The organism is Pantoea sp. X-Soil-OKNW-713, from assembly GCF_059730685.1.
Window position 1 is genome coordinate 2,299,150 of record NZ_AP035995.1, and the last position, 24,020, is coordinate 2,323,169.

Consider the following 24,020-nt stretch of genomic DNA (forward strand, 5'->3'; position numbering starts at 1 on the left):
TGGAGGAAGTTTCCATGACCGATGAACAAGGGCAAACGTTGCTATACACCTTGTTTGGCACCACCAGCCCTCATTGGCGTCTGACTGCGGACAGCGATGCTTTACATTTTGCCGAAGAGGAAAATGCTCATACCAATCTGGCCGTTCCGCTAACCCCGGCACAGGCGAGTTTGTTGCGCGCCATGACCGTGATTACCTCCAGCATCAACCTGACGCTGTCGCTGCATGGCGTACCGGTGCCGATGCATTTTGTCGGTCGTAAAGTGAACCAGGCGACGTGGGCAGGCACCGCATCAGCCTGGGGAGACACCTCTTCTGTCGCACGCGATTTGACGCTGGGCCTGTCGTTTGCTGAGCAAGTGGTTTCCGAGGCCAACTCGGTGATCGTTATCCTCGACCAGCGAGGTAACATTCAACGTTTTAATCGGTTAAGTGAAGAATACACTGGCCTGAAAGAACACGAAGTGATTGGCCGTAATGTGTTCCAGCTATTCATGACCAAACAGGAAGCCCAGGCCTCCCGCCGCAACATCGCCGGATTTTTTCGCGACGGCAACTCTTACGAAGTGGAACGCTGGATCAAAACCAAGAAAGGTCAGCGACTGTTTCTGTTTCGTAATAAGTTCGTTCACAGCGGCAGCGGAAAAAATGAAATTTTCCTCATCTGTTCAGGAACGGATATTACCGAGGAGCGCCGAGCCCAGGAGCGTCTGCGCGTACTAGCCAACACCGATACGGTGACCGGGTTACCCAATCGCAATGCCATCCATCAGCAAATTAGTCTGGCACTTGAAACGGCGAAAGGCACGCAAACCGGCGTGGTGTATCTCGACTTAGACAATTTCAAGAAGGTGAATGACGCCTACGGGCACATGTTCGGTGACCAGTTACTTCAGGCGGTTTCGCTGGCGATCCTTAGCTGCCTCGGCAAAGATCAGACCCTGGCACGCCTCGGCGGTGACGAGTTTGTGGTACTGGCAGAAAATACCAGCCAGGCGGCGCTGGAAGCGATGGCTTCGCGGATCCTCGAACGGCTGCGTCAGCCTTTTCGCATCGGACTGATTGAGGTTTACAGCGGCTGCTCGCTCGGCATCGCCCTTGCCCCCTTGCATGGCGAAGACCGTGAAAGCCTGATCCGCAATGCCGATACCGCCATGTATCACGCCAAAGAAAATGGCCGCGGCAAGTTTTGCGTGTTTGCCAGCGAGATGAATCAGCGCGTGTTTGAGTATCTGTGGCTGGATACCAATCTGCGTAAAGCCCTGGACCAGGATCACCTGGTGGTGTATTACCAACCGAAAATCGACCGTGATGGCGAGGTGCGCAGTGCCGAAGCGCTGGTACGCTGGAATTCGCCGGAGCGTGGCCTGGTGCCACCAGGTGATTTTATTGCTTATGCGGAAGAATCCGGCCTGATTGTGCCACTGGGGCGCTGGGTGATGCTGAATGTGTTGCAGCAGGTGATTGCGTGGCGCAAAGAAGGGATCTGGTTGCGGGTGGCAGTGAATGTTTCAGCCAAGCAGTTGATTGATCAGAGTATCTATAGCGATCTGAAGCAGGCCCTGATTGAGAGTGGCATCAAGGATTGCCCGATTGATATCGAACTGACTGAAAGCTGCCTGATCGAGAACGAAGCCGATGCACTGAAACTGATGAAACAGTTTCAGGAGCTGGGGGCACAGGTGCATCTTGACGATTTCGGGACCGGTTACTCTTCCCTGTCACAGTTGGCGCGAGTACCGATTGACGCCATCAAGCTGGACCAGAGTTTTATTCGTAATATCAATAAGCAACCGGTGGCACAGTCACTGGTGCGTGCCATTATGGCTGTGGCCAAAGCCCTGGAGTTGCAGGTGATTGCCGAGGGTATTGAAACCAAAGCCGAAGAAAAATTTGTGATGGCTAACGGCGTCGATGGGCGTCAGGGTTATTTTTACGCAAAACCAATGCCCGCAGACCAGCTCGGGCATTGGCTGGCTAAGCATCCTGCCCGCGTTTAACGCTGAACTGCGAGATTATCCGGCTTTGCGCAAGGATGCGCTATGACGGTTTTGCAGTTGCACCAGACGTTCCATATAAGCAATGTCTTTCGGTTCCAGCGTGAAGGCATAATCCACCCAATCTTCCGTTATATCCATCAGTTCCGCCCTTGAGAGTTGCAACACGCGTTGACGTGCTTTCAGCATCGCCCGTACGCCATTGAGTTTGGGACGTAAGGTGTCGATGAAGGTGCGTGTAGTGCGATAGCTGTCACCAGGCTGGAACACTTTATCGACCAGACCACGGGTTTCATACCACTCCGCGCTGTGTGACTCCCCTTCACAAATTAACTCTTCAGCCAGCTTCATCCCCGCGCGGCGCGCCACTAACGAGTATCCGCCCATGCCGGGGAACAGGTTAAACGCAATTTCCGGGAACCCCATGCGTGCGCTGTTTTGCGCCAGAATGAAGTGGTGCGCCAGGGCGGCTTCAAATCCTCCGCCGAGAGCACTACCCTCGATCATTGCCAGCGTCACCGCGCCAGTATCAAAGCCTCGGGCGGCTGAATGGATGCAATCCACGCAGGCACGGGCGTAGGCACGCAGTGCTTCGCGCCGGTTGTTGCGAATGCATTCAACAAAGAAGCGTAAATCGCCCCCGGCGTTAAACATCTGAGGAACTAACGATCCCGTCACCCAGAAATCAATCGGTAAACCGGAACGCTGCGCCGCGTAGCTCAGGTTCATGATCTCTTCGATTAACTCGTGGTTGAAACTGGGTCGAGGTTGCGCCCGCAGCATCATCCACATGGTGTGACGCCCTTCTTCATAATAGGCAGCCAGTTGAGTGGTTTGTCCGACTTCGGTGAACAGTCGGCATGTCGGTTGGTTAATCACTGTCATAGTCTCATCCTCTAGTTATGTGATGCGTTAAACGCAATATCAGCGTAATCCAGAGTGAGGCCAGACCAAATGAGAGATTGATTTATAAAGCAAATTCCAGAGATTTCCCCGACACAGGGGTCGGGGAAAGATTAGCGGGCTTACTTAATAGCGGCGCGTTGGCCCACCGCAGCATGAAAACGCTTAACGCGGCGTGAATAAAGCGCCGTAATGATCGGCACCAATACTGAAGTGACAATTACTGATGTGGCCACTAAGGCGGTGGCAGCAGGCGCAACCGGTTTAAACTGCGGCAGCATTTCGGCAATCAACACCGGTGTCGCTACCGCTGCGCCAGCGGTGCTGGAGGCAGCAATACCCGCCGTACCATCGCCGCCCCCAATCAGACGATCCGCCAGGATTAACGGAATGCCGGTGATGATGATGACCGCAACGCCAAGCAAAATACCGAGCAAACCGGTTTGGGCAATTACCGCTAAATCAATGGTGTTGCCGAGGGCAAAGGCAAAGAACGGAATCAGGGTGTGTACCGCCTTACCGAAAAATTCACGTAATTCAGGGTCAAGGTTGCCCAGGGCGAAGCCAACCAGGAATGGCAGAACTGCACCCACGAAGACGTGAGGTTCAAATGAGGCGATACCTGCGGTGCCAAGAATAACCATAGTCATCAGTGGTCCTGATTCGAGCGACATCAGCACAAACGCGCCCGCCTCCTCTTTCGAACCATATTGCTGCATGATTGACGCGTACAGGCCACCATTGGTCATATCCATCGCCGCCACCAGCGCCAGGGTGGAAAGACCGGCGAACATGCCCACTTCAACGCCATTTTCAGGCATGACGCGCGAGGCAATCGCAGCAACTACCCAGGCAACGGCGATTTTCGTTAATACCAGGGTGCCGGATTTACGCAGCACGGTACCGGTGGCACTGAGTTTGATCGATGCCCCCATACAGAAGAACCACACCGCCAGAATTGGCACGGTGCCGGTCATTAATCCATTGGTAAAGGAGCCAAAATATTTGCCCGCGCCAGGGGAGAAGGTATGGCATAGCGCGCCAAGAAACAGCGGGATCAACATCATGCCGCCAGGAATTTTATCGATTGCACGTTTAATATGCATTTGAGTATCACCTGTACTAAGCCAGAGGGAGGTGCGTTATTTGTTGCCGTCAGGCATTACGGGCAAGATACCGACTCACCACAGACAAAAAAGTGATCACAAATATATTTATGAAACGTTGTTTTATTTTTATTGGATTATCATTTTATTTTTTGATCGGCGTCGCCATACCAGTTGGTTGAAGGCAATAAAAAAGGCGCCAGATGGCGCCTGAAAGAGCTGCGCGATCAAGCGCGGCTGTTTATCACTTCTGCCCATACCAGGCGTTTTTGCCGTGTTTGCGCAGGTAATGCAGATCAAGCAACGTTTGCGAAATCGGTGGGAGTGCCTGGTGTAGCTGCTCGGTATGCAACGCCATATATGCGACCTCCTCCAGCACCACCGCGCTGTGCACTGCCGCATCCGCATCTTTCCCCCAGGCAAAAGGGCCGTGCGAATTCACCAGCACCGCCGGAATCGCGGTGGGCGATATTTCGCGCTTAGCGAAGGTTTCGATAATGACCTGTCCGGTATTCCACTCATATTCCTGCTCGATTTCTTCACGCTGCATAGCCCGTGTGCAAGGAATGGTGCCGTAAAAATCATCCGCATGAGTGGTGCCCCAGGCGAGAATATCCCGCCCTGCCTGCGCCCAGATGGCAGCATGACGTGAATGGGTATGGACTATGCCGCCAATATCCGGCCAGGCGAGGTACAGCGCGCGATGGGTAGCGGTGTCAGATGAGGGGCGCATCGTACCCTCCACCACCTTCCCGCTTTCCAGCTCCACCACCACCATATCGTCACGTTTCATATCAACGTACTTCACCCCGGAAGGTTTGATCACCAGCAGACCGCTTTCACGATCGAGGGCACTGACATTGCCCCAGGTAAAGGTCACCAGGTTATAACGTGGCAGATCCAGATTGGCTTCCAGCACCTGTTGTTTCAGCGCTTCCAGCATGTTTTTTCTCCCGTTAGATGTGATGGAGAAATTGTGCAAAGCCTGGCGCAAAAGCGTTATGGAGGGAATCGCTGTAAAAGCTGCGGAAAGTGGCTGAGGGCGTAAAAATGTGGCGTGAATTCGGAGTTTTCCATCTTCGGAAAAATCCCGTAATGATTAGACTGTCTCCAGCCAACCACGGGACGATTTTATTGCCCGGTGATGCGGCTATCACGCTGTTTTTGCATGCGGGCTGCGGATTGCAGGCTCAGGGATGAGAACCGTTATGAAACCACAGGGTGAAACGATTGCAGGAAACAACACCTATACTTAAAAGGTTGTCCCTGTATGTACAATCAAGGAGAAGTTTATGACAACAACAATGAAACGTCTGACCGCCGCCGTGCTGGCTACCACCCTGGTTATTGCCCTGAGCGGTTGTTCAAACTGGTCCAAGCGTGACCGCAATACCGCGATTGGTGCGGGTGCGGGTGCAATTGGCGGTTCTATTCTGACTAACGGAAGCGCATTGGGCACCATTGGTGGTGCTGCTGTTGGTGGCATTATCGGCCATCAGGTTCATTAATTCCGACTACATAACAAAAGGCTTACGCAGCGCATCTACATAAACAGGCCACTCACCGAGTGGCCTGGTCATTTTAACCGCCAGCCAGTTTGACCTTCATGCCTTTAGCTTCAAGCAGCGATTTCAATAGGTCGCGCTTATCGCCCTGAATCTCAATCACGCCGTCTTTCACCGCCCCACCGCAACCGCATTTTTTCTTCAGTTCGGCGGCCAGTTTGGTCAGCGCGTCATCATCGAGATCGACACCGGTGATCAGGCAAACACCTTTACCTTTACGACCACTGGTCTGACGTTGAATACGTACGATACCATCGCCTTTCGGGCGTACAGCTTTCTCTTCGGTTGGCGTAATGCGGCCGGTTTCGGTGGAGTAAACCAGCGGATTGTCCTGAGCCATTAACCCTCCTGTAAACTTTGCAGAATCTGTTGCAGGGTGGCGGCGGGATCGGCAGATTGGGTGATCGGACGCCCAATTACCATATAATCCACCCCTGCCTGCTGCGCCTGCTGTGGCGTCATGATACGACGCTGATCACCCGCGTCACTGCCTGCCGGACGAATTCCTGGTGTCACCAGCTTAAAGTCTTTGCCAATCACCTGTTTGAAATGTGCCGCTTCCTGTGCGGAGCACACCACGCCGTCAAGGCCACAGTCACGCGTCAGGCATGCCAGACGTTCGGCCTGTGCCGCAGGAGACAAGGTGATACCAAGCCCTTTCAGATCTTCTTCATCCATGCTGGTGAGTACGGTGACCGCAATCAGCAACGGCGCATCTTTACCGTACGACACCAGCGCCTCACGCGCTGCGTTCATCATGCGTGCCCCACCACTGGCGTGAACGTTAACCATCCATACGCCTAGGTCTGCCGCCGCCGCAACCGCATGCGCCGTGGTGTTCGGGATATCGTGGAATTTCAGATCGAGGAAGATTTCGAAACCACGATCCTGCAACGTTTTCACCAGCGTTGGCCCAAACAACGTGAACATCTCTTTGCCCACTTTCAGGCGGCATTGGCTCGGGTCGATGCGATCGACAAATTGCAGTGCGCTGTCGAGATTATGATAGTCGAGTGCCACCAGAATAGGTGAAGTGGTAACAGGCATAACGTTTCCTCAGTTACAGGCACCCGCAGGCGCGTTAGACAAACGGCAAGCATTCTACCTGCGCGACCTGATGACGACAATCACGGTGCCAGGATTTGTAACCTGTTTGACCGAACCCTGCACGATGCTGTATTGAATAGATAGTTTAGATCTCTAGTATGTTGTAACTATATAATGACTTTTTTTAGAAAAGACGGCCGTTATTGGCCGTCAAGTCCACGAATCGGTTTCACCGAAGACCAGGTGCGGCAGGAAGGACAATGCCAGTACAACGCATGCGCAGTGAAACCACATTTCTGGCAGCGATAGCGCGGCTTGGTGCGGATTTGTTCCCCCACCATATCGCGTAACACCATCAGACTCTCTTTTGCCCGACCATCTTCAGCTTCATGCAGGTGAAAATCCATTAAACGATGGAAAACCCGCATCGTCGGATGACGTTGCAACTGGCGATTAATATAGAGTTGCGCCGCTTCCGGGCCTTGTTGTTGTTCAAGGATATCGGCGAGATAGAGTTCAGCGACCGCTCCGGTATTCTCATCCACGCAACGTTGCAGGAATTGCGCCCATTGTTCGGGCTGATCCAGGCGCTGATAACACGTTTCGAGCATTGGCAAGGCTTCACTGACCAGCTCTTTATCCTGTTCCAGCACCCGTTGTAAACGTTCGACCGCTTTTGCGTATTCGCCCTGCTCCATAAAAATGCGGCCGGTCATTATCGACACGCGCGCACTTTGACGATCCGCCGCTTCACCTTTTTTCAGCAGCGTCATGGCCCGTTCAAGATCGTCACTGCTCAGTGCCTGCAAGGCGAGTTCGCAGTAGAAATGGGCAATTTCGCCTTTCTGCTTGTCCTTTCCCAGCTTGACCAGTTTTTCCGCCACTTCAATGGCCTGCTGCCAGTCACTGGTTGCCTGGTGGATTAGCAGCAGTTGCTGCAACGCACCGATACGAAAATCCGTCTCATCCACCAGTTGGCTGAACATATCTTCTGCGCGGTCATACAAACCAGCCGCCATATAATCGCGGCCAAGTTGTTGCACCGCCAGCAGACGCTGGTCATAACTGAGCGAGGCACTTTCCATCAAGGATTGGTGAATGCGGATGGCGCGGTCAACTTCGCCGCGTGAACGGAACAGGTTACCCAGGGTGAGATGGGCTTCGACCGTGCCGCTGTCCTCTTTCAACATGTCGAGGAAGAGATCAACGGCTTTGTCCTGTTGATTGGACAGCAGGAAGTTAACCCCCGCAACGTATTCACGCGACAGGCGATTGGCTTCCTGTTGCTTATCCTGTTGCGCACTGCGTCGGCCCATATACCAACCATACGCCGCAGCCACAGGAAGAAGCAGAAACAGCAATTCAAGCATCTAAGCTTAATCCCGACGACCGGCAGAAGGCGACGTTGTCACCGCCGTCGATTGTTCATTCTGCGCCTGCATACGTTTCAGTTTACGCTGCGCGTGTGCCAGCGATACCCGTAAACGCAACCAGAACAGGCCGCAGATCGCCCATCCCAGCAAGAATCCCGCACCAAACAGAACAGCCAGCAATGTGGAAATACGAAATTCGCCCTGCGCCAGCAGATAGTTAAAAGTGATGATTTGGTCGTTATGTGCTCCGAGCGTCACGGAGATGATGAAAATGACCAATACCACGAGAAAAATCAGCAAATATTTCACAATGCATCCTGTCGTGAGGTTATCCAGTAGGAGTATGCCAAAAAAGCCGCGCCGATGCTGCTTATCAGCGCATCAAACCGCCTGATTTAGGCAAGTGCAATCAATAATATGGGGCCGGATGCAAAAATTACAATCCGTCTTCACGCTGTGCAATCTCTTTTGCCTCTGCTGGCGGCACCGTCAACGGCCCGCAAAAACGTTGTGCTAACCAGGTCGCCACCGTGACCAGCAACCAGGAAATCAGTGTCGCCATCAGCAAATCGCGTGGCCAATGCATCCCTAACATCAGGCGGCTTCCCATCACCAACGTGGCCCAGACAAATAACACCACAATCGTCAGGGTATGCCGACGGGGCCAAAGCAGGCCTATAACCAGCAGCGCCCAACTGGCAGCAAACATCGTATGGCCGGAAGGAAAAGCGAAGCCGGTTTCAAAAGCCCAATGCTTTTTTAACCATCCTGGTAGTTGCGTATCATCCGCCACCAGTTGCTCTACCAACTTGCCGCGCTGTTTACGCTTCAATTCATAGAATGCGCTCTCATTAACGCCATGACTTTTTTCCAGCCACACCACATAAGGTCGAGGTTCCTGGACCTGATCTTTGATGAAGGATTTGGTGTACTGACCGACCAGAATCGCGCCATTCATGATGACAAGCAGCAGGATGGCAGGCTTGAGCCGGAAACGCAGACACCAGAGTACCCAGGCACTGAGGATCAGGCTGGTGAGGATTCCCCACGGGCTGGTGACCGTTTCAGTCATCCAGAATAATAGCTTTAACAGCGCACCATTTTCTCCTGGTTGCCACTGCCAGCCAGAAAGCCAGACGCTCAGCGGCATAATCAGCAACAGAAGCGTGCCAAGGGTGGTGCGTTGTATAATCTTTAACATCCATCGTCCTTAAAACCGCGCAAAACACTGTATCGGGCATAACTTTAGCTGAAAAAAGAATAACATAACCGTTGCAGCTTGGATAATTGTGCTTTATCACTACAATAACTCTGACTGATTAACTGCCTGCACCCAGGTTGTGGCACAATATTGTCAGTTTTCGGGCCAATCAGGCCCGTGCGTTATCATGATGATAGCGCATCCTCTGAAGGTTCTGGAGAGTCACATGCAGCTTAAACGGGTAGCAGAAGCCAAACTGCCCACGCCCTGGGGAGATTTCCTCATGGTTGGTTTTGAAGAACTGGCAACCGGTCACGACCATGTCGCGCTGGTCTACGGTGATGTTAGCGACCACAATCCGGTACTGGCACGCGTCCACTCCGAATGCCTGACCGGTGATGCACTGTTCAGCCTGCGTTGCGATTGCGGATTTCAGCTGGAAGCCGCGCTGACCGCTATCGCTGAAGAAGGACGAGGTATCCTGCTTTATCATCGTCAGGAAGGTCGTAATATCGGCCTGCTAAACAAAATTCGCGCCTATGCCTTGCAGGACAAAGGCTACGATACGGTAGAAGCCAACCATCAGTTAGGTTTTGCCGCCGATGAGCGTGATTTCACCCTGTGTGCAGATATGTTCAAACTGCTGGGTGTCAACGAAGTGCGTTTACTGACCAATAACCCACGTAAAGTGGAAATTCTCAGCGAAGCTGGCATCAACATCGTTGAGCGCGTCCCGCTGATTGTCGGGCGTAACCCGAAGAACGCGCATTATCTTGATACCAAAGCTGAAAAAATGGGCCATTTGCTGCCGAAGCAATAAAACAAAGCCGGGAAATTATCCCGGCTTTTTTCTTAGTTCAGCATATTGCGGATCACGTAGTGCAGAATGCCGTCGTTCTGGTAATAGGTCAGTTCATTGCCGGTATCGATGCGACAACGTGTCTCCAGCGTCTCTGTAGCACCATCCACGCGCGTCAGCGTCACCTTAACTGTACCGCCAGGCTTGAGCTGAATCAGGTTCGCCACATCAATGTGTTCCTCTCCGGTTAAGTTGAGCGTCTTACGCGTAACGCCCTGTGGGAACTCCAGCGGCAAAATCCCCATGCCAATCAGATTGGAACGGTGGATACGTTCAAATGACTCGGCAATCACCACACGTACCCCCTGCAATCGAGGCCCCTTGGCTGCCCAGTCACGACTGGATCCCGATCCATATTCTTTCCCGGCAATCACCGCGAGTGGAACCCCCTCGGACTGATACTTCATGGCTGCATCGTAGATCGCCAATTGTTCATTACTGGGGAAATGTTTGGTGTAACCCCCCTCCACGCCCGGCACCATCTCATTGCGAATACGGATATTGGCAAAAGTGCCGCGCATCATCACCTCATGGTTACCGCGTCTTGATCCATATGAGTTGAAGTCCGTCCGTTCCACACCGTGCGCCAGCAGATAACGCCCTGCCGGGCTTTCTGCCTTGATGCTTCCCGCCGGGGAGATATGGTCGGTGGTGACGGAGTCTCCCAGCATCGCCAGAATGCGTGCTCCTTTGATGTCCTGCACCGGTTTCGGTGTTTTTTCCATATCATCAAAGAACGGAGAAAGTCGGATATAGGTTGAATCTTCATCCCAGTCATAGGTGGCCGCTTCACTGACTTTAATCTGCTGCCACTCCGGGGTGCCATCAAACACTTCGGCATACTCTTTGTGGAACATATCACTGGTGACTTTTTGCACATACTCGGCAATTTCTTCCGGCGACGGCCAGATTTCTTTCAGATAAACATCCTTCCCGCGCTGATCCTGGCCGATGGGATCGTTTTGCAGATTGAGTTTCATGTTGCCCGCCAGCGCATAGGCCACCACCAGCGGTGGCGATGCCAGCCAGTTGGTTTTCACCAGGGGATGGATACGACCCTCAAAATTTCGGTTACCCGAAAGCACCGCGCCGACGGTCAGGTCGCCCTCTTTAATGGCGCTCTCAATGCTGTCTGGCAATGGCCCGGAGTTACCAATGCAGGTGGTGCATCCATAACCCACCAGATTAAAACCCAGCTCATCCAGATAGGGCGTAAGTTGCGCCACGGCCAAATAATCGGACACCACTTTAGAGCCGGGAGCCAGTGATGCTTTGACCCACGGCTTACGCATCAATCCCTTTTCCACCGCTTTTTTCGCCAACAGTCCCGCAGCCATCAGCACACTGGGATTCGAGGTGTTGGTGCAGGAGGTAATAGCCGCGATCACTACCGCACCATCATCCAGTTGATGGCTATCCCCCGTCTCACCCTCACGATAGCTGACGCTTTTATGCGGTTTCTGTGCCTGGTTCACCTCGAGTTCATTACTCGCCGCGAAGGCCGCAGGGACATCCGCCAGAGAGACACGGTCCTGTGGACGTTTCGGACCGGCGAGGCTGGATTCAACCTCGTTCATATCCAGCGCCAGCGTGCTGGTGAAGATCGGTTCATCACCCGGATTACGCCACATACCTTGCGCTTTGGCATAGGCTTCAACCAATTTAATCTGCTCGCTGTCGCGTCCTGTCAGCGTCATGTAGCTAAGAGTAATGTCATCTATCGGGAAAAAGCCGCAGGTGGCACCATATTCGGGAGACATATTGGCGATAGTTGCACGGTCAGCCAACGGCAGATCCGCCAGTCCATCGCCATAGAATTCAACAAACTTGCCTACGACGCCGTGTTTACGCAGCATTTGCGTCACGGTCAATACCAGGTCGGTCGCCGTGATCCCTGGCCGAAGTTTGCCGGTCAGTTTAAAACCGACCACGTCTGGAATCAGCATCGATACCGGCTGTCCGAGCATTGCCGCCTCAGCTTCAATACCGCCAACCCCCCACCCCAATACACCGAGCGCATTGATCATCGTAGTGTGGGAATCGGTGCCAACCAGGGTATCGGGGTACGCCACCTCGTTGCCATCCTGGCTTTCATGCCAGACCGCCTGGCCGAGATATTCAAGATTTACCTGGTGACAAATGCCGGTGCCTGGCGGCACCACGCGAAAACGATTGAAGGCTTTTTGCCCCCAGCGCAGAAAGACATAACGTTCATGGTTGCGCTCCATCTCCAACCGCACGTTCTCTTCAAATGCCTCATCATCACCAAAATGGTCAACAGTGACAGAGTGGTCAATCACCAGGTCAACCGGTGAGAGCGGGTTCACTTTAGCGACATCACCGCCAAGACGTTTCACCGCCTCGCGCATTGCCGCCAGGTCAACCACCGCGGGTACGCCGGTAAAATCCTGCATCAACACGCGCGCCGGACGATAGGCAATTTCGCGGTCGGCGTGCGCATCTTTTTGCCATGCGGCCAGCGCCTGAATATCTTCCGCCGTTACCGAATCGCCATCCTGCCAGCGCAGCAAATTCTCCAGCAGGACTTTCATGGATTTAGGCAGGCGTTCAAGGGTTCCAAGGTGATGGGATGCTTTTTGCAGGCTGTAGTAGTGATAAGTATGGTTACCAACTTCGAGCGTCTCCCGGCTCTGCTCGCGCAACGTTAACGACATAGCTCCTCCTCATGGGTTTCTCTTAACCTCAGTAACCGCAAGGTTTAGCTTAAAGATAGACCACATTTTCGTTAACGTTTTGATAACAACACGAATTGACACATTGATCCAGAAACAAAAATGCCCTGGATATTGGCCAGGGCATTTAAAAAAAGAAATAATTTGAGTTATTAAATTACATCATCGTCCACACGGCAGCAGCCCAAACAGCGAATGAAAAGGCATATACGCTGAACCATGACAGGGTAATTGTACTATTCATTGAGTTCATTAAGTCACTCCCTCCCGGATTCCGGGTAAAAAAGGGCTACGGTCTTCAGCCTTAGCTGATGACACCATTTTTTATATGCTGAGTGTTATAGGAAGGGCGTTCAAATTGCCCACCGGATAACCCGGTAAAGAGAAGGACTATTCGTCTATATAAAGAACTGAACGCAGACTGCGTTATTTGGACTTCGGATCCATGAATGATTCAATAAAACCGCGCTGCTTTTCACTCAGTTCCCAGGATGCCGGTATCGCTACATCTTGTTCTGTGCTGGCAACGTCTTTCGCTTTACACGCAGGCGTGTTGGGCTGACGTGCAGAAACCGGAGATTTACGACTGAGTGTATTTGCCCACATGGCTTAACCCCACATACGCCAAATCATTAATGCCACCACTACCCAGAACAAGGCTGAAGCAGCGAAGACAGTCAACCAGGCTTTGCGACGGATGTTCCCTGAACGCTCAACCTTGGTGCTTTTAGCCCGGAAGTCCGGTTGTACAGTTAATCTCGTAGCCATAGTTTTTGATAATCACTCTCAATAAAACGATTGTTAACATCGATTAAGATTTAGGACGAATCCTAAACGCCTTAAGTCCAAAAATCCAGTTATTTTTATTGAGCACAACGATTAATGCTATTTATCAAAACACCGAAAAATGATGAGATAAATTTAATAACTAAGCAAACTATTAATTAAAAACTAACTTTGTAAATTTGGGTTAAATCAAAATTAGATCCATTCTAAATTCAAGTTTAAATTAGCGAGGCAGCTAAAAAGCCCTTCGCCATCAACTCTTAACTGGAGTATGGGAATATTCCTGGGATCGTGCAAAGCGGCAAAGTAAAAAATGTGTACTAATTCGCATTTAACAACTAACAATGAAAAAACATGTGACCGATGTTTCATTTACATAAAATTAATCTAATTTTTGAGCTACCAATGGCGCTAAGCAACATCACAAAAAACAAAGGGTGCCCAATGGACACCCCGTTAACATAATGAGTTTACAGGCTATTTGAAGGGTAACTTGATATCACGGAACATCGCTTCGATATCTTCGTTGGAGCGCAATGCCACCGCAGTATCCACCACATCGCGGGTCAAATGCGGTGCGAAACGTTGAATAAAATCATACATATAGCTTCGCAGGAAGGTGCTGCGTCTGAAGCCAATTTTTGTCGTGCTATTGGTAAAGATCTCTGATGCTTCAATGCGTACCAGATCAGGGTCAGAAACCGGATCTACCGCCATGCTGGCAATCACCCCAACCCCCAGCCCCAGACGGACATAGGTCTTAATGACGTCAGCATCGGTTGCAGTAAACACAATACGCGGCGTCAGCCCCGCACGATTAAACGCCGTATCCAGTTCAGAACGCCCGGTAAAGCCGAAGGTATATGTCACCAACGGAAACTCCGCCAGTTCCTCAATCGTCACCTGCGCTTTGCCTGCCAGCGGATGGTCTGGCGTCACGACAATCGCACGATTCCAGTGATAGCAAGGCAGCATAATCAGGTCATCGTAAAGATGCAGCGCTTCGGTGGCGATGGCAAAGTCAGCGTTACCTTTTGAAACTGCTTCCGCAATTTGCGTCGGTGAGCCTTGGTGCATATGCAGGGAAACACGAGGATAGCGTTCAATAAAGCCTTTGATTACACCGGGAAGCGCATAACGTGCCTGGGTATGGGTAGTGGCGACGTATAAAGAGCCTTTATCAGGCCAGGTATGCTCACCCGCCACTGATTTGATGGCATCCACTTTTGATAACACTTCACGGGCAATGCGGATGATTTCCTCACCGGCCGGTGTCACCTGCGTCAGGTGCTTACCGCTACGGGCAAAAATCTGCACCCCCAGCTCATCTTCCAGCATTCTGACCTGCTTACTGATGCCCGGCTGCGACGTATATAAGCCTTCTGCCGTCGAAGAAACATTGAGGTTGTGATTGACCACTTCAACGATGTAGCGCAACTGCTGCAATTTCATAGTTATATCTTCCCGGTAGGCGACAGAGGAGCAATCCCGGCGAGCGTATTTTCGCCTTGAGCGAGGTATTCAGGGAAAGCGTGTCAGCGAAACGTAAAATCTATAACCACTATATCAGTTAAAGAAAGAATGTAGAACGATTAGCTATAAGGATGGTGAAAAGGCCAGCTGACGCTGGCCTGGGGGGATTACTTCTTCGCTTCCTGCCAACTGCCATCGATATAGAAGGCAGACCAGCCGGTCGCTTTGCCCTCTTTCTCCGAAGCAACATACTGTTGTTTCGTTTTACGGCTAAAACGCACCATGGTTTTGTTGCCTTCCGGATCTGCTGCCGGCGCTTCCGCCAGGTACTTCAGTTTCTCAGGCAGGCGATCGGCGAAACGCTGCAACTCTTCCACCAGTGGTGCACGGGTTTCGCGTGATTTCGGGAAGGTGTTGGCTGCGAGGAACACGCCAGCAGCACCGTCACGCAACACAAAGTAAGCGTCTGACTTCTCGCACGGCAGTTCTGGCAACGGGACCGGATCTTCCTTCGGCGGTGCTACTTCACCATTACGCAGGATTTTACGGGTATTTTTACACTCGTCGTTGGTACAGGCCATGTACTTACCAAAACGCCCCATTTTCAGGTGCATTTCCGAGCCACATTTTTCGCACTCAACAATCGGGCCGTCGTACCCTTTGATACGGAACTCACCTTGCTCGATCTCGTAGCCGTCACATTCCGGGTTATTACCGCAGACGTGCAACTTGCGCTGATTATCAATCAGATAGCTGTCCATCGCGGTGCCGCATTTCTGGCAACGGCGACGGGCGCGTAACGCGTTGGTTTCGGCGTCGTCACCTTCCAGCACGTTGAGTACTTCATTTTCCGGGATCAGGTTGATGGTTTGCTTGCAACGCTCTTTCGGCGGCAAGGCATAACCTGAACAGCCAAGGAACACGCCGGTGCTGGCAGTACGAATCCCCATCTTACGTCCACAGGTTGGACAATCGATAGATGTCAGCACCATCTGGTTCGGCTGCATGCCGCCCTCTTCCGGTTCTTTTTCCGCCTGGTCCAGCTGCTGGCTAAAATCGCTAAAGAACGAATCCAGCACGCCCTTCCATTCAGCCTGATTATTCGCGACCTGGTCGAGGCTGTCTTCCATATGGGCTGTGAAATCGTAGTTCATCAGCTCGCGGAAGTTTTCTTCCAGACGATCGGTCACAATCTCACCCATCTTCTCGGCATAGAAACGGCGGTTTTCTACCCGCACATAACCACGATCCTGGATGGTCGAGATAATCGAAGCGTAAGTCGAAGGACGACCAATACCGCGTTTTTCCAGTTCACGTACCAGCGAAGCTTCGCTGAAACGGGCTGGCGGCTTGGTGAAATGCTGGCTTGGCAGCACTTCTTTGAGATCCAGCACGTCACCCACATTTACCGGTGGCAGCGTCAAATCTTCATCATTTTTACGCAGCGCGGGCATCACGCGCGTCCAGCCGTCAAAACGCAGTGTGCGTCCTTTGGCTTTCAGTTTGAAATCACCTGCGCCAACGGTCAGGGTGGTGGAATCATACTGCGCCGGTACCATCTGACAGGCGACAAACTGACGCCAAATCAACTGATACAGTTTCTGCGCATCTGTTTCCATATCTTTAAGTTGGTCTGCTGCCACAGCCACATCAGAAGGACGAATCGCTTCGTGCGCTTCCTGCGAGTTATCTTTGCTGGCGTAGGTATTTGGCGCATCCGGCAGATATTTGGCACCGAAGTTTTTATCGATATAACCGCGTGCCATAGCAATGGCATCCTGACTCAGGTTGGTGGAGTCAGTACGCATATAAGTAATGTGGCCCGCTTCATACAGCCGCTGTGCCATCATCATGGTTTTCTTCACCCCGAAGCCGAGACGCGTGCTGGCCGCCTGTTGCAACGTGGAAGTGATAAAGGGCGCAGAAGGTTTGCTGCTGGTCGGTTTGTCTTCACGGTCCAGTACGTCGTAACGCGCTTTTTGCAGCAACGCCACTGCGGCATAGGTTTGCTCGCGGTTAACCGGACGGAACGCCTTGTCACCCTGATGAGTCACCTGCATAGCCAGTGCATCACCTTTCGGCGTCACCAGATCAGCATCAACTTCCCAGTACTCTTCCGGAACGAAGGCTTTGATTTCACGTTCACGCTCAACCACCAGGCGCACTGCCACCGACTGCACACGTCCGGCAGAGAGGCCTCGGGCGATTTTTTTCCACAGCAGCGGAGAAACCATATAACCCACCACGCGGTCCATAAAACGGCGCGCCTGTTGGGCATTAACACGTTCGATATTCAGTTCGCCAGGCTTCTCAAACGCCTGACGAATCGCATTTTTGGTGATTTCATTAAACACCACGCGGCTGAAACGCTTGTCATCACCACCGATCACTTCCCGCAGGTGCCAGGCAATGGCTTCCCCTTCGCGGTCAAGGTCGGTTGCGAGATAGATATGGTCAGCATCGGCAGCCAGGCTTTTTAGCTCAGAGACCACTTTCTCTTTTCCTGGCAGGATTTGATAATCTGCCTGCCAGCCATGCCAGGGATCCACGCCCATACGGTTGACCAACGCGGCTTTTTCATCTTTTTTGACCTTTTTGCCAGCCGGTTTCGCTTTTTCCCCATCGGCAGTTTTACGGGCAGTTGAACCACTGGTCGGCAAATCACGGATATGACCGACGCTGGATTTCACCACGTAGTCATTACCGAGGTATTTATTGATTGTTTTGGCCTTTGCCGGGGACTCAACGATGACGAGTGCTTTACCCATATGTACCTTTACCTAATTGAAACGTCCTGATAAACGGGAGAGGATTGAAGACCCTAAAACCCAATGGGTTCAATATTGCTGCCACTGTTTCACTTTTCAAGGCAACCGGGACAATCTCAGGTCAGATTGCATCGACTTATGCAACTTTATGATTAGGAGCGAGTTTTCCATCTGACAATATCACACATCCCAGTGTGATCTCCCTGAAATCTGAATCGCCCACACTCTACCTGATAAAATCCGTTACGCAACTTAATTAGCATCCTGGTTAATTTTGCGCCAACTTAACACTCCCGCGCGGGTTTGCACCTTATGCTCACTGGCAAGTAATATAGAAGGAGAAAAGAGACTGTCAAAAAAGGAGTGAATAATGTCAGCATTTACGGAATCCATTTCGCGCCAGGCGTTACTGGAAAAGGCCAATCAACTGATCAAAGAACACGATGATTATTTTGCCGGTATGGAAGCGACGGACGTCATCCAGCAACGCGATGTGTTGGTGTTTCGCGGCCCGTTGTTTCTCGATAACGACGAGTTACCGACCGCCAAAACCACCGCCGTGTTTAACGTGTTTAAATACCTGGCTATCACCTTCTCGTCGCAGTATCACCTGGAGTAAAACGCCCTTATTTGTAGCAGCGCGATAAATCGCGCCGCTACAGGATAGAGTAGTTTTACAAGAGCGGCTTATTACCACGCTGCCACATTTTCAGAATCAGTCGCTCTGCGGCAAGACTGGCGCTATGGGTCATACGATCGATCATTTTACGTTTGCGCGCATAATGCACACCCAGTACGGTGAAGCGTTCCATCTGATTGATAATCAACGCATCGCTGGTGCCAATCTCATCCACCAGCCCCAGTTCCAGCGCCTGGCGCCCGTACCAATGTTCACCCGTAGCGACTTTTTCCACATCCAGCCCTGGGCGCATCTGATGGACAAAATCTTTGAACAGCAGATGCGTTTCATTCAGGTCTTCACGAAACTTTTCACGCCCTTCATCGGTATTTTCACCGAACAAAGTCAGGGTGCGCTTATATTGCCCGGCGGTATGCAGTTCAACATCAATATCGTTTCGCTTCAGCAGGCGATTAAAATTAGGAATCTGCGCCACTACCCCGATTGAGCCGATGATTGAGAAAGGCGCGGCAACGATACGATCGGCCACGCACGCCATCATATAACCACCGCTGGCCGCTACCTTATCTACCGCTGCCGTCAGCGTCAGGCCAGCATCGCGCAGACGTTGCAGCTGCGAAGCCGCCAGGCCGTAGCCGTGCACCACACCGCCCGGGCTTTCCAGCTTCAGCAGCACCTCATCACCAGGCGTGGCCACCGCCAGCACGGCGGAGATCTCTTCACGCAACGAACTGACTTCTCCGGCGTCCATGCTGCCTTTAAATTCCAGCACGTAAAGCGTCGGCTTTTCGGTCTCCGTCACGCCTGTTTTCGCCTGGCGTTTGGCGAGTTTGGCTTTTTGTTTCTCTTCTTTTTTATGTTGCTTCAACCAAACTTTTTGCGCTTGCGGTTTCATCTTCGCCAACTGCAAATCTTCTTTCATCTGGCGGTAGTCTTCATCCAGATGGGTTAAGCGCAGCTGACCACCGCTGTGACGTTTCCGCATCGCCGCATTGAGCACAATCAGAACAATAGCTGCGATCGTCACCACTAAGGTGACGGCCTTGGCCAGAAATAATCCATAACTGGAGAGTAAATCCATTCTGCCGCCTTATTAAACAGTGAATTACAAACAAAGCCCGAGTTTACCCGCTTTAGTGGCATTCGTCGCCTGAATTGCCCGCGGGCGGCACAGAAAGCGCGGTTGAGCGATTGCGCCAGACCGCAAATTAAGGCATAAAGCCAAAAAACCTTCTGACCTGTGCAAAGGACATCGCTGTGCATTATCAACCGAAAAGCGATCTGCTTGAAAACCGTATTATCCTGGTAACCGGCGCTTCAGACGGCATTGGCCGTGAAGCCGCGTTAACCTATGCGCGCTATGGCGCGCAGGTGATCCTGCTGGGGCGCAACCCGCACACCTTGCAGCAAACTGAACAGGCGATTAATCAGCTGCAAAAAAAACCGGCATCCACCCTGCTGCTGGATTTTGCCCATGCCACGCCTGAGAGCTGCCAGCAACTGGCGCAACAACTGGCGCAGCAAGTGCCACGCCTCGACGGGGTGCTGCACAACGCGGGCATCCTGGGAGAGATTGTCCCCCTGGCAGAGCTGGAGCCGCATATCTGGCGTCAGGTGATGCAGATTAACCTTGATGCTACCTTCTACCTCACTCAGGCCCTGCTGCCATTGCTGCTGAAATCCGATGCCGGATCGCTGATCTTCACCACCTCGAGCGTCGGTCGCGTTGGTCGCTCCGGTTGGGGGGCGTATGCGGTATCGAAATTCGCCACCGAGGGGATGATGCAGGTGCTGGCAGATGAATACAAAAACCGCCATTTACGAGTGAACTGCATCAATCCAGGCGGCACCCGCACCAAAATGCGCGCCAGTGCCTTCCCACAGGAAGATGCCAGCCTGCTGAAAACCCCGGCGGATTTGATGCCGTTGTATCTTTATTTAATGGGTGATGACAGCCGCCGCAAGACTGGCATCAGTTTTGATGCTCAGCCAGGACGCAAACCCGGACCGGCCAGCGCATGAGTGAACAACGACATCAACAACGTCAGCAGCGTTTGAAAGAACAGGTTGATGCACGCATCAAAGCGGCGAATGAGGTGCGCGGCATTCTGATGGTGTTTACCGGCAATGGCAAAGGCAAGACCACCGCCGCGTTTGGCACTGCCCTGCGCGCTTGTGGTCACGGTAAAAAAGTTGCTGCTATTCAGTTCATTAAAGGTGAATGGCCCAACGGCGAGCGTAATCTGCTGGAACAGCACGGAGTGGAATTCCAGGTGATGGCGACCGGCTTTACCTGGGAAACCCAGAACCGGGCGACCGATACCGCCGCTTGCCAGCAGGTGTGGCAACATGCAAAACGTATGCTGGCGGATCCGCAACTGGATTTAGTGATTCTGGATGAGATCACTTACATGGTTAGCATGGATTATCTGGATCTGGATGAACTGGTCGCCGCATTGCAGCAACGGCCCACGGGACAGAGTGTGATCATTACCGGCCGCGGCTGCCATCGCAACTTAACCGAGCTGGCGGATACCGTGACGGAGATGCGTCCGGTGAAACACGCCTTTGATGCCGGGATTCAGGCCCAGCAGGGTATTGACTGGTAAAAAAGACGCCGGGCTGGCGTCCTTTTTATTCTCAGGCGCCGCGTTTGCTGCTACGGCGTGGTGAGTTGCTCACCTGGCTGTGACGCTTCACCGCACGGCGAATCTGGTTGGCTTTGGTACGACGGCGATCTTTCTCCACCGCAACTTTGGTCACCGTCTCTTCCGGCATCCCCACCAGGGTACGCAGATAGTTCACCGCCGGTAATTCCAGCTCCATCCAGCCACCGCGCGGAAGCCCCTTCGGCAGTTGGATATCACCATAACGCACACGCATCAGGCGGCTCACCTGTACGCCTACCGCTTCCCATAAACGACGAACTTCACGGTTACGTCCTTCGGTCAGCGTGACGTTGTACCACTGGTTGATCCCTTCACCACCTGCAAAACGCAGGGTTTTGAATGCAGCAGGGCCGTCTTCCAGTTGCACGCCCTTGCTCAGTTGACGAATTTTATCGTCGCCCACTTCACCGAACACGCGCACGGCATATTCACGCTCGACTTCACGGCTGGGATGCATCAGGCGGTTCGCCAGTTCCCCGTCGGTGGTGAACAGTAGCAGGCCACAGGTGTTCACGTCCAGACGGCCAACGGCAATCCAGCGGGAACCGCGCAGGCGCGGCAGACGATCAAACACCGTCGGACGACCTTCCGGATCGTTACGCGTACAGAGTTCGCCTTCAGGTTTGTAGTAGGCTAACACCCGGCATACTTCGGTGGTGGATTCAGCGATGGACACCAGATGCCCATCGATGCGGATTTTCAGGGATTTGTCGCTTTCGATGCGATCGCCCAGCGTCGCCAGTTTGCCGTCAACGCTGACGCGTCCGGCTGAAATCATGGTTTCGATTTCACGGCGCGAGCCATGACCGGCGCGCGCTAACACTTTCTGTAATTTTTCGCTCATTGAGCAGCCTCGTTGTCGCCTTCCCAGGCGTCGTGGTAAGAAGGTACAGATACAGGGATTACCAGTTCCCATATCGGAATTCGGATTAACCGCCAGACCTTCAGGCGGCCCGCGATTTTACACTAAGCATAGCAGCGTTAAAACCTTTTACTTTTCTGCCGATAACAATGGTCGCGCAGATTTCCATCACCCTGGGGTCAAAAATCCCATCCATTCGCCAGACTAATAAATCACGTTCTGCGCTACGCAGCGACTTTGACTCAACCCTCTGAATTTTTGTCTTTTTAGCTTAAGACCTCCCTGGCTTAAACCGACCTCACTTAAACAAACTGATACATTAGCCAGACTCAAGGCTCATATCGCAGCAGAGCTATCTGTACTTATGATAAAGTGCCATTTCAAAGACCAAGCCTTGAGGCAAAAACAGGACAAAGCTCTACTCAAAAAGGTTAAGTAAGTTTCGTAAGCGCATTAAATGTAAATCATCAGCTAAATAATATCGTGGATTGGATTATATCTATATTTTCCGATTTATTTGAGAAAGGTTAAATTTCTGAATTGTTCTGAATTAAAAATTGTGTAAAATTTGAGCCTGAAATCCAGTGCGTCGTAAAAATAAAAAACTTGAGACTTACTTTTTATTATCGATTTACCAACAAATCATTAACGAGCACTGTGAAATTTCATTGATATTACAAACCGGCGCGCACGGGAGCTGTTGCGTTAATTCATTCAGGTACGAATTAAACTTGCATGCCAAAAATCTTCACCAGGGATTTTGCCGGCATGCCTGAATAAAGATGACTATTATGAGAACGTCACTGCTTTGGCCTGCGCTCGCCGCGCTGGCACTGAGCGGTTGTTCCGTGGGCCATACTGAGTACAGCCGTGCGGCGCTGCAACACGTTGATATGAGCGTGACCGGCATCCCGACTGTACTGGGTTTAGGTGTCCTTGGCACAACCATCCCCTTAACGCCAGAATACAGCCTGACCGCTGCGCACGTTGCAACCACTGCCGTCCAGCGTGTGAAGGCTTATCATCCGTATTGTGATGTGGCAATTATTTATCACAAGAACGATCCCAGTACGCTGGTTAAATTCCGCAAAAGCAACATTGGCGAACCGATTAAGATGTACGGTTACAGTTTTGTTTCTGCCATGCCAGTGGAATCAAGTGGCGTTAATTTAGCGCGAACTGCAATTAACAATCGCTGGAATAAAAAACCTTGTGTCGCAATGGCAACCAATGCCGGTGTTGTACAGGGAATGTCGGGCGGCGCGGTTTATAATGCAGACCAGACAATGGCCGGCGTTATTGTCGGCTATAGCCACCGGATTGATAATATTCGTAGCGGTCAGGCGGTGTTGAAAGATGTGTCGCTGTATATTCCGTACGGTGAATTCAGGAGCTGGCTGGAGAGAAATATTGGTCAGACACCCGACAGCGCGCCTGACCATACATAATTACTGGAACGGGCGAATATCGCCCACCCCTTCACGCACGATGACCGGAGCATCGCTGGTGAGATCGATAACCGTGGTCGGCTGCTGTCCCAGCGTACCGCCATCGATGATCAGGTCCACCAGCTTGCCGATGCTGTGCTGAATCTCTTCCGGATCGGATTCGGTGAAATCGTTGCCTGGCAGCATCAGCGAGGTCGACATCATCGGTTCGTTGAGCGCTTCCAGCAGCGCCAGAGCCACCGGGTTCGACGGCACACGCAGACCAATGGTCTTACGTTTGTCATTCATCAGGCGACGCGGCACCTCTTTGGTCGCTTTCAGAATAAAGGTGTAGCTCCCCGGCGTGTTGTTTTTAATGATGCGAAACGCCGAGTTGTCCACCTGTGAATAGGTCGAAAGCTCCGATAAATCACGGCACATCAGGGTAAAGTTGTGGTGCCCATCCAGCTGACGAATGCGGCAAATACGCTCCATGGCATTTTTCTCTTCGAGACGGCAACCCAGCGCGTAACCGGAATCGGTCGGATAGACAATCACCCCACCTTTGTTGAGATAGTCAACCGCCTGATTGACCAGACGTGGCTGCGGATTTTCCGGATGAATATGGAACAATTGACTCATAAAAACCTC

23 protein-coding genes are annotated in these 24,020 nt (G+C 52.1%); 7 read left to right on the plus strand and 16 right to left on the minus strand.

The genetic code is table 11. The annotated features are described in order from the left end of the window. Nucleotides 1–14: 14 nt before the first annotated feature. Entirely contained in the window at nt 15–2,000 is a 1,986-nt protein-coding gene (pdeR, locus tag AC6I8R_RS10675; protein ID WP_021183108.1) for a cyclic di-GMP phosphodiesterase, read from the plus strand. 15 nt (nt 2,001–2,015) lie between these two features. Here pdeR and AC6I8R_RS10680 read toward each other — a convergent pair whose 3' ends face one another. The 3 genes from AC6I8R_RS10680 to araD all read right to left on the minus strand — a co-directional run bounded on the left by AC6I8R_RS10680 (nt 2,016) and on the right by araD (nt 4,949). Then, a complete protein-coding gene (locus AC6I8R_RS10680) occupies nt 2,016–2,882 on the minus strand; it encodes a crotonase/enoyl-CoA hydratase family protein (RefSeq protein ID WP_021183107.1) in 867 nt (288 codons plus the stop codon). Between the two features lie 140 nt (nt 2,883–3,022). After that, complete coding sequence (gene kdgT, locus AC6I8R_RS10685) at nt 3,023–4,006, minus strand: 2-keto-3-deoxygluconate transporter (protein WP_021183106.1); 984 nt, start codon at nt 4,004–4,006, stop codon at nt 3,023–3,025. Nucleotides 4,007–4,250: 244 nt separating this feature from the next. Continuing rightward, nucleotides 4,251–4,949, minus strand: a complete 699-nt coding sequence (gene araD / locus AC6I8R_RS10690; protein ID WP_021183105.1) for an L-ribulose-5-phosphate 4-epimerase — start codon at nt 4,947–4,949, stop codon at nt 4,251–4,253. 349 nt (nt 4,950–5,298) lie between these two features. Here araD and osmB point away from each other — a divergent pair, with 349 nt between their 5' ends. Continuing rightward, nucleotides 5,299–5,514 carry an osmotically-inducible lipoprotein OsmB gene (osmB, locus tag AC6I8R_RS10695; protein ID WP_013509236.1) on the plus strand — a complete coding sequence of 72 codons (216 nt, stop codon included), beginning with the start codon at nt 5,299–5,301 and terminating at the stop codon, nt 5,512–5,514. Between the two features lie 73 nt (nt 5,515–5,587). Here osmB and yciH read toward each other — a convergent pair whose 3' ends face one another. From yciH to pgpB, 5 genes are all read right to left on the minus strand, one after another. Beyond that, complete coding sequence (gene yciH, locus AC6I8R_RS10700) at nt 5,588–5,911, minus strand: stress response translation initiation inhibitor YciH (protein WP_021183103.1); 324 nt, start codon at nt 5,909–5,911, stop codon at nt 5,588–5,590. Beyond that, nucleotides 5,911–6,618 carry an orotidine-5'-phosphate decarboxylase gene (gene pyrF / locus AC6I8R_RS10705; protein ID WP_021183102.1) on the minus strand — a complete coding sequence of 236 codons (708 nt, stop codon included), beginning with the start codon at nt 6,616–6,618 and terminating at the stop codon, nt 5,911–5,913. Before pyrF ends, yciH begins: the two co-directional genes overlap by 1 nt. Nucleotides 6,619–6,818: 200 nt before the next feature. Continuing rightward, on the minus strand, nt 6,819–7,988 hold the full coding sequence (gene lapB, locus AC6I8R_RS10710; RefSeq protein WP_021183101.1) for a lipopolysaccharide assembly protein LapB: 1,170 nt from the start codon (nt 7,986–7,988) through the stop codon (nt 6,819–6,821). Between the two features lie 6 nt (nt 7,989–7,994). After that, nucleotides 7,995–8,300, minus strand: coding sequence for a LapA family protein (locus tag AC6I8R_RS10715; RefSeq protein WP_208723510.1), 306 nt, complete (start codon nt 8,298–8,300; stop codon nt 7,995–7,997). A 127-nt stretch (nt 8,301–8,427) separates the two neighbouring features. Beyond that, complete coding sequence (gene pgpB / locus AC6I8R_RS10720; protein ID WP_497832243.1) at nt 8,428–9,192, minus strand: phosphatidylglycerophosphatase B; 765 nt, start codon at nt 9,190–9,192, stop codon at nt 8,428–8,430. Between the two features lie 226 nt (nt 9,193–9,418). Here pgpB and ribA point away from each other — a divergent pair, with 226 nt between their 5' ends. Further along, nucleotides 9,419–10,012 (plus strand): GTP cyclohydrolase II, encoded by a 594-nt coding sequence (gene ribA, locus AC6I8R_RS10725; protein WP_021183098.1) that lies wholly within the window; start codon nt 9,419–9,421, stop codon nt 10,010–10,012. A gap of 32 nt (nt 10,013–10,044) precedes the next feature. On the opposite strand, the gene acnA is transcribed toward ribA, so the two are convergent. From acnA to topA, 5 genes are all read right to left on the minus strand, one after another. Then, nucleotides 10,045–12,726: an aconitate hydratase AcnA gene (gene acnA, locus AC6I8R_RS10730; protein WP_497832244.1), complete on the minus strand. Its 2,682-nt coding sequence runs from the start codon at nt 12,724–12,726 to the stop codon at nt 10,045–10,047. Between the two features lie 444 nt (nt 12,727–13,170). Continuing rightward, complete coding sequence (locus AC6I8R_RS10735) at nt 13,171–13,350, minus strand: YciX family protein (RefSeq protein WP_021183096.1); 180 nt, start codon at nt 13,348–13,350, stop codon at nt 13,171–13,173. A gap of 3 nt (nt 13,351–13,353) precedes the next feature. Next, a complete protein-coding gene (locus tag AC6I8R_RS10740; protein WP_013509244.1) occupies nt 13,354–13,512 on the minus strand; it encodes a YmiA family putative membrane protein in 159 nt (52 codons plus the stop codon). Between the two features lie 495 nt (nt 13,513–14,007). Then, nucleotides 14,008–14,982 (minus strand): HTH-type transcriptional regulator CysB, encoded by a 975-nt coding sequence (gene cysB / locus AC6I8R_RS10745; protein ID WP_021183095.1) that lies wholly within the window; start codon nt 14,980–14,982, stop codon nt 14,008–14,010. A gap of 188 nt (nt 14,983–15,170) precedes the next feature. Beyond that, entirely contained in the window at nt 15,171–17,771 is a 2,601-nt protein-coding gene (gene topA / locus AC6I8R_RS10750; protein ID WP_021183094.1) for a type I DNA topoisomerase, read from the minus strand. A 370-nt stretch (nt 17,772–18,141) separates the two neighbouring features. Between topA and AC6I8R_RS10755 the strand changes: the two genes are divergently transcribed. Beyond that, a complete protein-coding gene (locus AC6I8R_RS10755; protein ID WP_021183093.1) occupies nt 18,142–18,390 on the plus strand; it encodes a DUF2498 family protein in 249 nt (82 codons plus the stop codon). Between the two features lie 55 nt (nt 18,391–18,445). On the opposite strand, the gene sohB is transcribed toward AC6I8R_RS10755, so the two are convergent. Continuing rightward, nucleotides 18,446–19,492, minus strand: a complete 1,047-nt coding sequence (sohB, locus tag AC6I8R_RS10760; RefSeq protein WP_021183092.1) for a protease SohB — start codon at nt 19,490–19,492, stop codon at nt 18,446–18,448. A 176-nt stretch (nt 19,493–19,668) separates the two neighbouring features. On the opposite strand from sohB, the gene AC6I8R_RS10765 reads away from it, so the two are divergent. Beyond that, complete coding sequence (locus AC6I8R_RS10765) at nt 19,669–20,433, plus strand: YciK family oxidoreductase (RefSeq protein WP_021183091.1); 765 nt, start codon at nt 19,669–19,671, stop codon at nt 20,431–20,433. Further along, nucleotides 20,430–21,020 carry a cob(I)yrinic acid a,c-diamide adenosyltransferase gene (cobO, locus tag AC6I8R_RS10770; protein WP_415174547.1) on the plus strand — a complete coding sequence of 197 codons (591 nt, stop codon included), beginning with the start codon at nt 20,430–20,432 and terminating at the stop codon, nt 21,018–21,020. The genes AC6I8R_RS10765 and cobO overlap by 4 nt, the downstream gene beginning before the upstream one ends. Nucleotides 21,021–21,051: 31 nt before the next feature. Here cobO and rluB read toward each other — a convergent pair whose 3' ends face one another. Further along, on the minus strand, nt 21,052–21,924 hold the full coding sequence (gene rluB, locus AC6I8R_RS10775) for a 23S rRNA pseudouridine(2605) synthase RluB (protein WP_021183089.1): 873 nt from the start codon (nt 21,922–21,924) through the stop codon (nt 21,052–21,054). Between the two features lie 809 nt (nt 21,925–22,733). Between rluB and AC6I8R_RS10780 the strand changes: the two genes are divergently transcribed. Beyond that, the gene (locus AC6I8R_RS10780) at nt 22,734–23,390 is read left to right on the plus strand and encodes a serine protease (protein ID WP_208723516.1); all 657 of its coding nucleotides are present in this window, start codon (nt 22,734–22,736) and stop codon (nt 23,388–23,390) included. On the opposite strand, the gene AC6I8R_RS10785 is transcribed toward AC6I8R_RS10780, so the two are convergent. Further along, nucleotides 23,391–24,011: an L-threonylcarbamoyladenylate synthase gene (locus tag AC6I8R_RS10785; protein WP_021183086.1), complete on the minus strand. Its 621-nt coding sequence runs from the start codon at nt 24,009–24,011 to the stop codon at nt 23,391–23,393. Between the last annotated feature and the right edge of the window lie 9 nt (nt 24,012–24,020).

Excerpts from the sequence above, each read along its gene's own strand:
- pdeR (WP_021183108.1), top strand. The coding sequence starts at position 15 with ATGACCGATGAACAAGGGCAAACGTTGCTATACACCTTGTTTGGCACC.
- AC6I8R_RS10680 (WP_021183107.1), bottom strand. The coding sequence starts at position 2,882 with ATGACAGTGATTAACCAACCGACATGCCGACTGTTCACCGAAGTCGGA.
- kdgT (WP_021183106.1), bottom strand. The coding sequence starts at position 4,006 with ATGCATATTAAACGTGCAATCGATAAAATTCCTGGCGGCATGATGTTG.
- araD (WP_021183105.1), bottom strand. The coding sequence starts at position 4,949 with ATGCTGGAAGCGCTGAAACAACAGGTGCTGGAAGCCAATCTGGATCTG.
- osmB (WP_013509236.1), top strand. The coding sequence starts at position 5,299 with ATGACAACAACAATGAAACGTCTGACCGCCGCCGTGCTGGCTACCACC.
- yciH (WP_021183103.1), bottom strand. The coding sequence starts at position 5,911 with ATGGCTCAGGACAATCCGCTGGTTTACTCCACCGAAACCGGCCGCATT.
- pyrF (WP_021183102.1), bottom strand. The coding sequence starts at position 6,618 with ATGCCTGTTACCACTTCACCTATTCTGGTGGCACTCGACTATCATAAT.
- lapB (WP_021183101.1), bottom strand. The coding sequence starts at position 7,988 with ATGCTTGAATTGCTGTTTCTGCTTCTTCCTGTGGCTGCGGCGTATGGT.
- pgpB (WP_497832243.1), bottom strand. The coding sequence starts at position 9,192 with ATGTTAAAGATTATACAACGCACCACCCTTGGCACGCTTCTGTTGCTG.
- ribA (WP_021183098.1), top strand. The coding sequence starts at position 9,419 with ATGCAGCTTAAACGGGTAGCAGAAGCCAAACTGCCCACGCCCTGGGGA.
- acnA (WP_497832244.1), bottom strand. The coding sequence starts at position 12,726 with ATGTCGTTAACGTTGCGCGAGCAGAGCCGGGAGACGCTCGAAGTTGGT.
- AC6I8R_RS10735 (WP_021183096.1), bottom strand. The coding sequence starts at position 13,350 with ATGTGGGCAAATACACTCAGTCGTAAATCTCCGGTTTCTGCACGTCAG.
- AC6I8R_RS10740 (WP_013509244.1), bottom strand. The coding sequence starts at position 13,512 with ATGGCTACGAGATTAACTGTACAACCGGACTTCCGGGCTAAAAGCACC.
- cysB (WP_021183095.1), bottom strand. The coding sequence starts at position 14,982 with ATGAAATTGCAGCAGTTGCGCTACATCGTTGAAGTGGTCAATCACAAC.
- topA (WP_021183094.1), bottom strand. The coding sequence starts at position 17,771 with ATGGGTAAAGCACTCGTCATCGTTGAGTCCCCGGCAAAGGCCAAAACA.
- AC6I8R_RS10755 (WP_021183093.1), top strand. The coding sequence starts at position 18,142 with ATGTCAGCATTTACGGAATCCATTTCGCGCCAGGCGTTACTGGAAAAG.
- sohB (WP_021183092.1), bottom strand. The coding sequence starts at position 19,492 with ATGGATTTACTCTCCAGTTATGGATTATTTCTGGCCAAGGCCGTCACC.
- cobO (WP_415174547.1), top strand. The coding sequence starts at position 20,430 with ATGAGTGAACAACGACATCAACAACGTCAGCAGCGTTTGAAAGAACAG.
- rluB (WP_021183089.1), bottom strand. The coding sequence starts at position 21,924 with ATGAGCGAAAAATTACAGAAAGTGTTAGCGCGCGCCGGTCATGGCTCG.
- AC6I8R_RS10780 (WP_208723516.1), top strand. The coding sequence starts at position 22,734 with ATGAGAACGTCACTGCTTTGGCCTGCGCTCGCCGCGCTGGCACTGAGC.
- AC6I8R_RS10785 (WP_021183086.1), bottom strand. The coding sequence starts at position 24,011 with ATGAGTCAATTGTTCCATATTCATCCGGAAAATCCGCAGCCACGTCTG.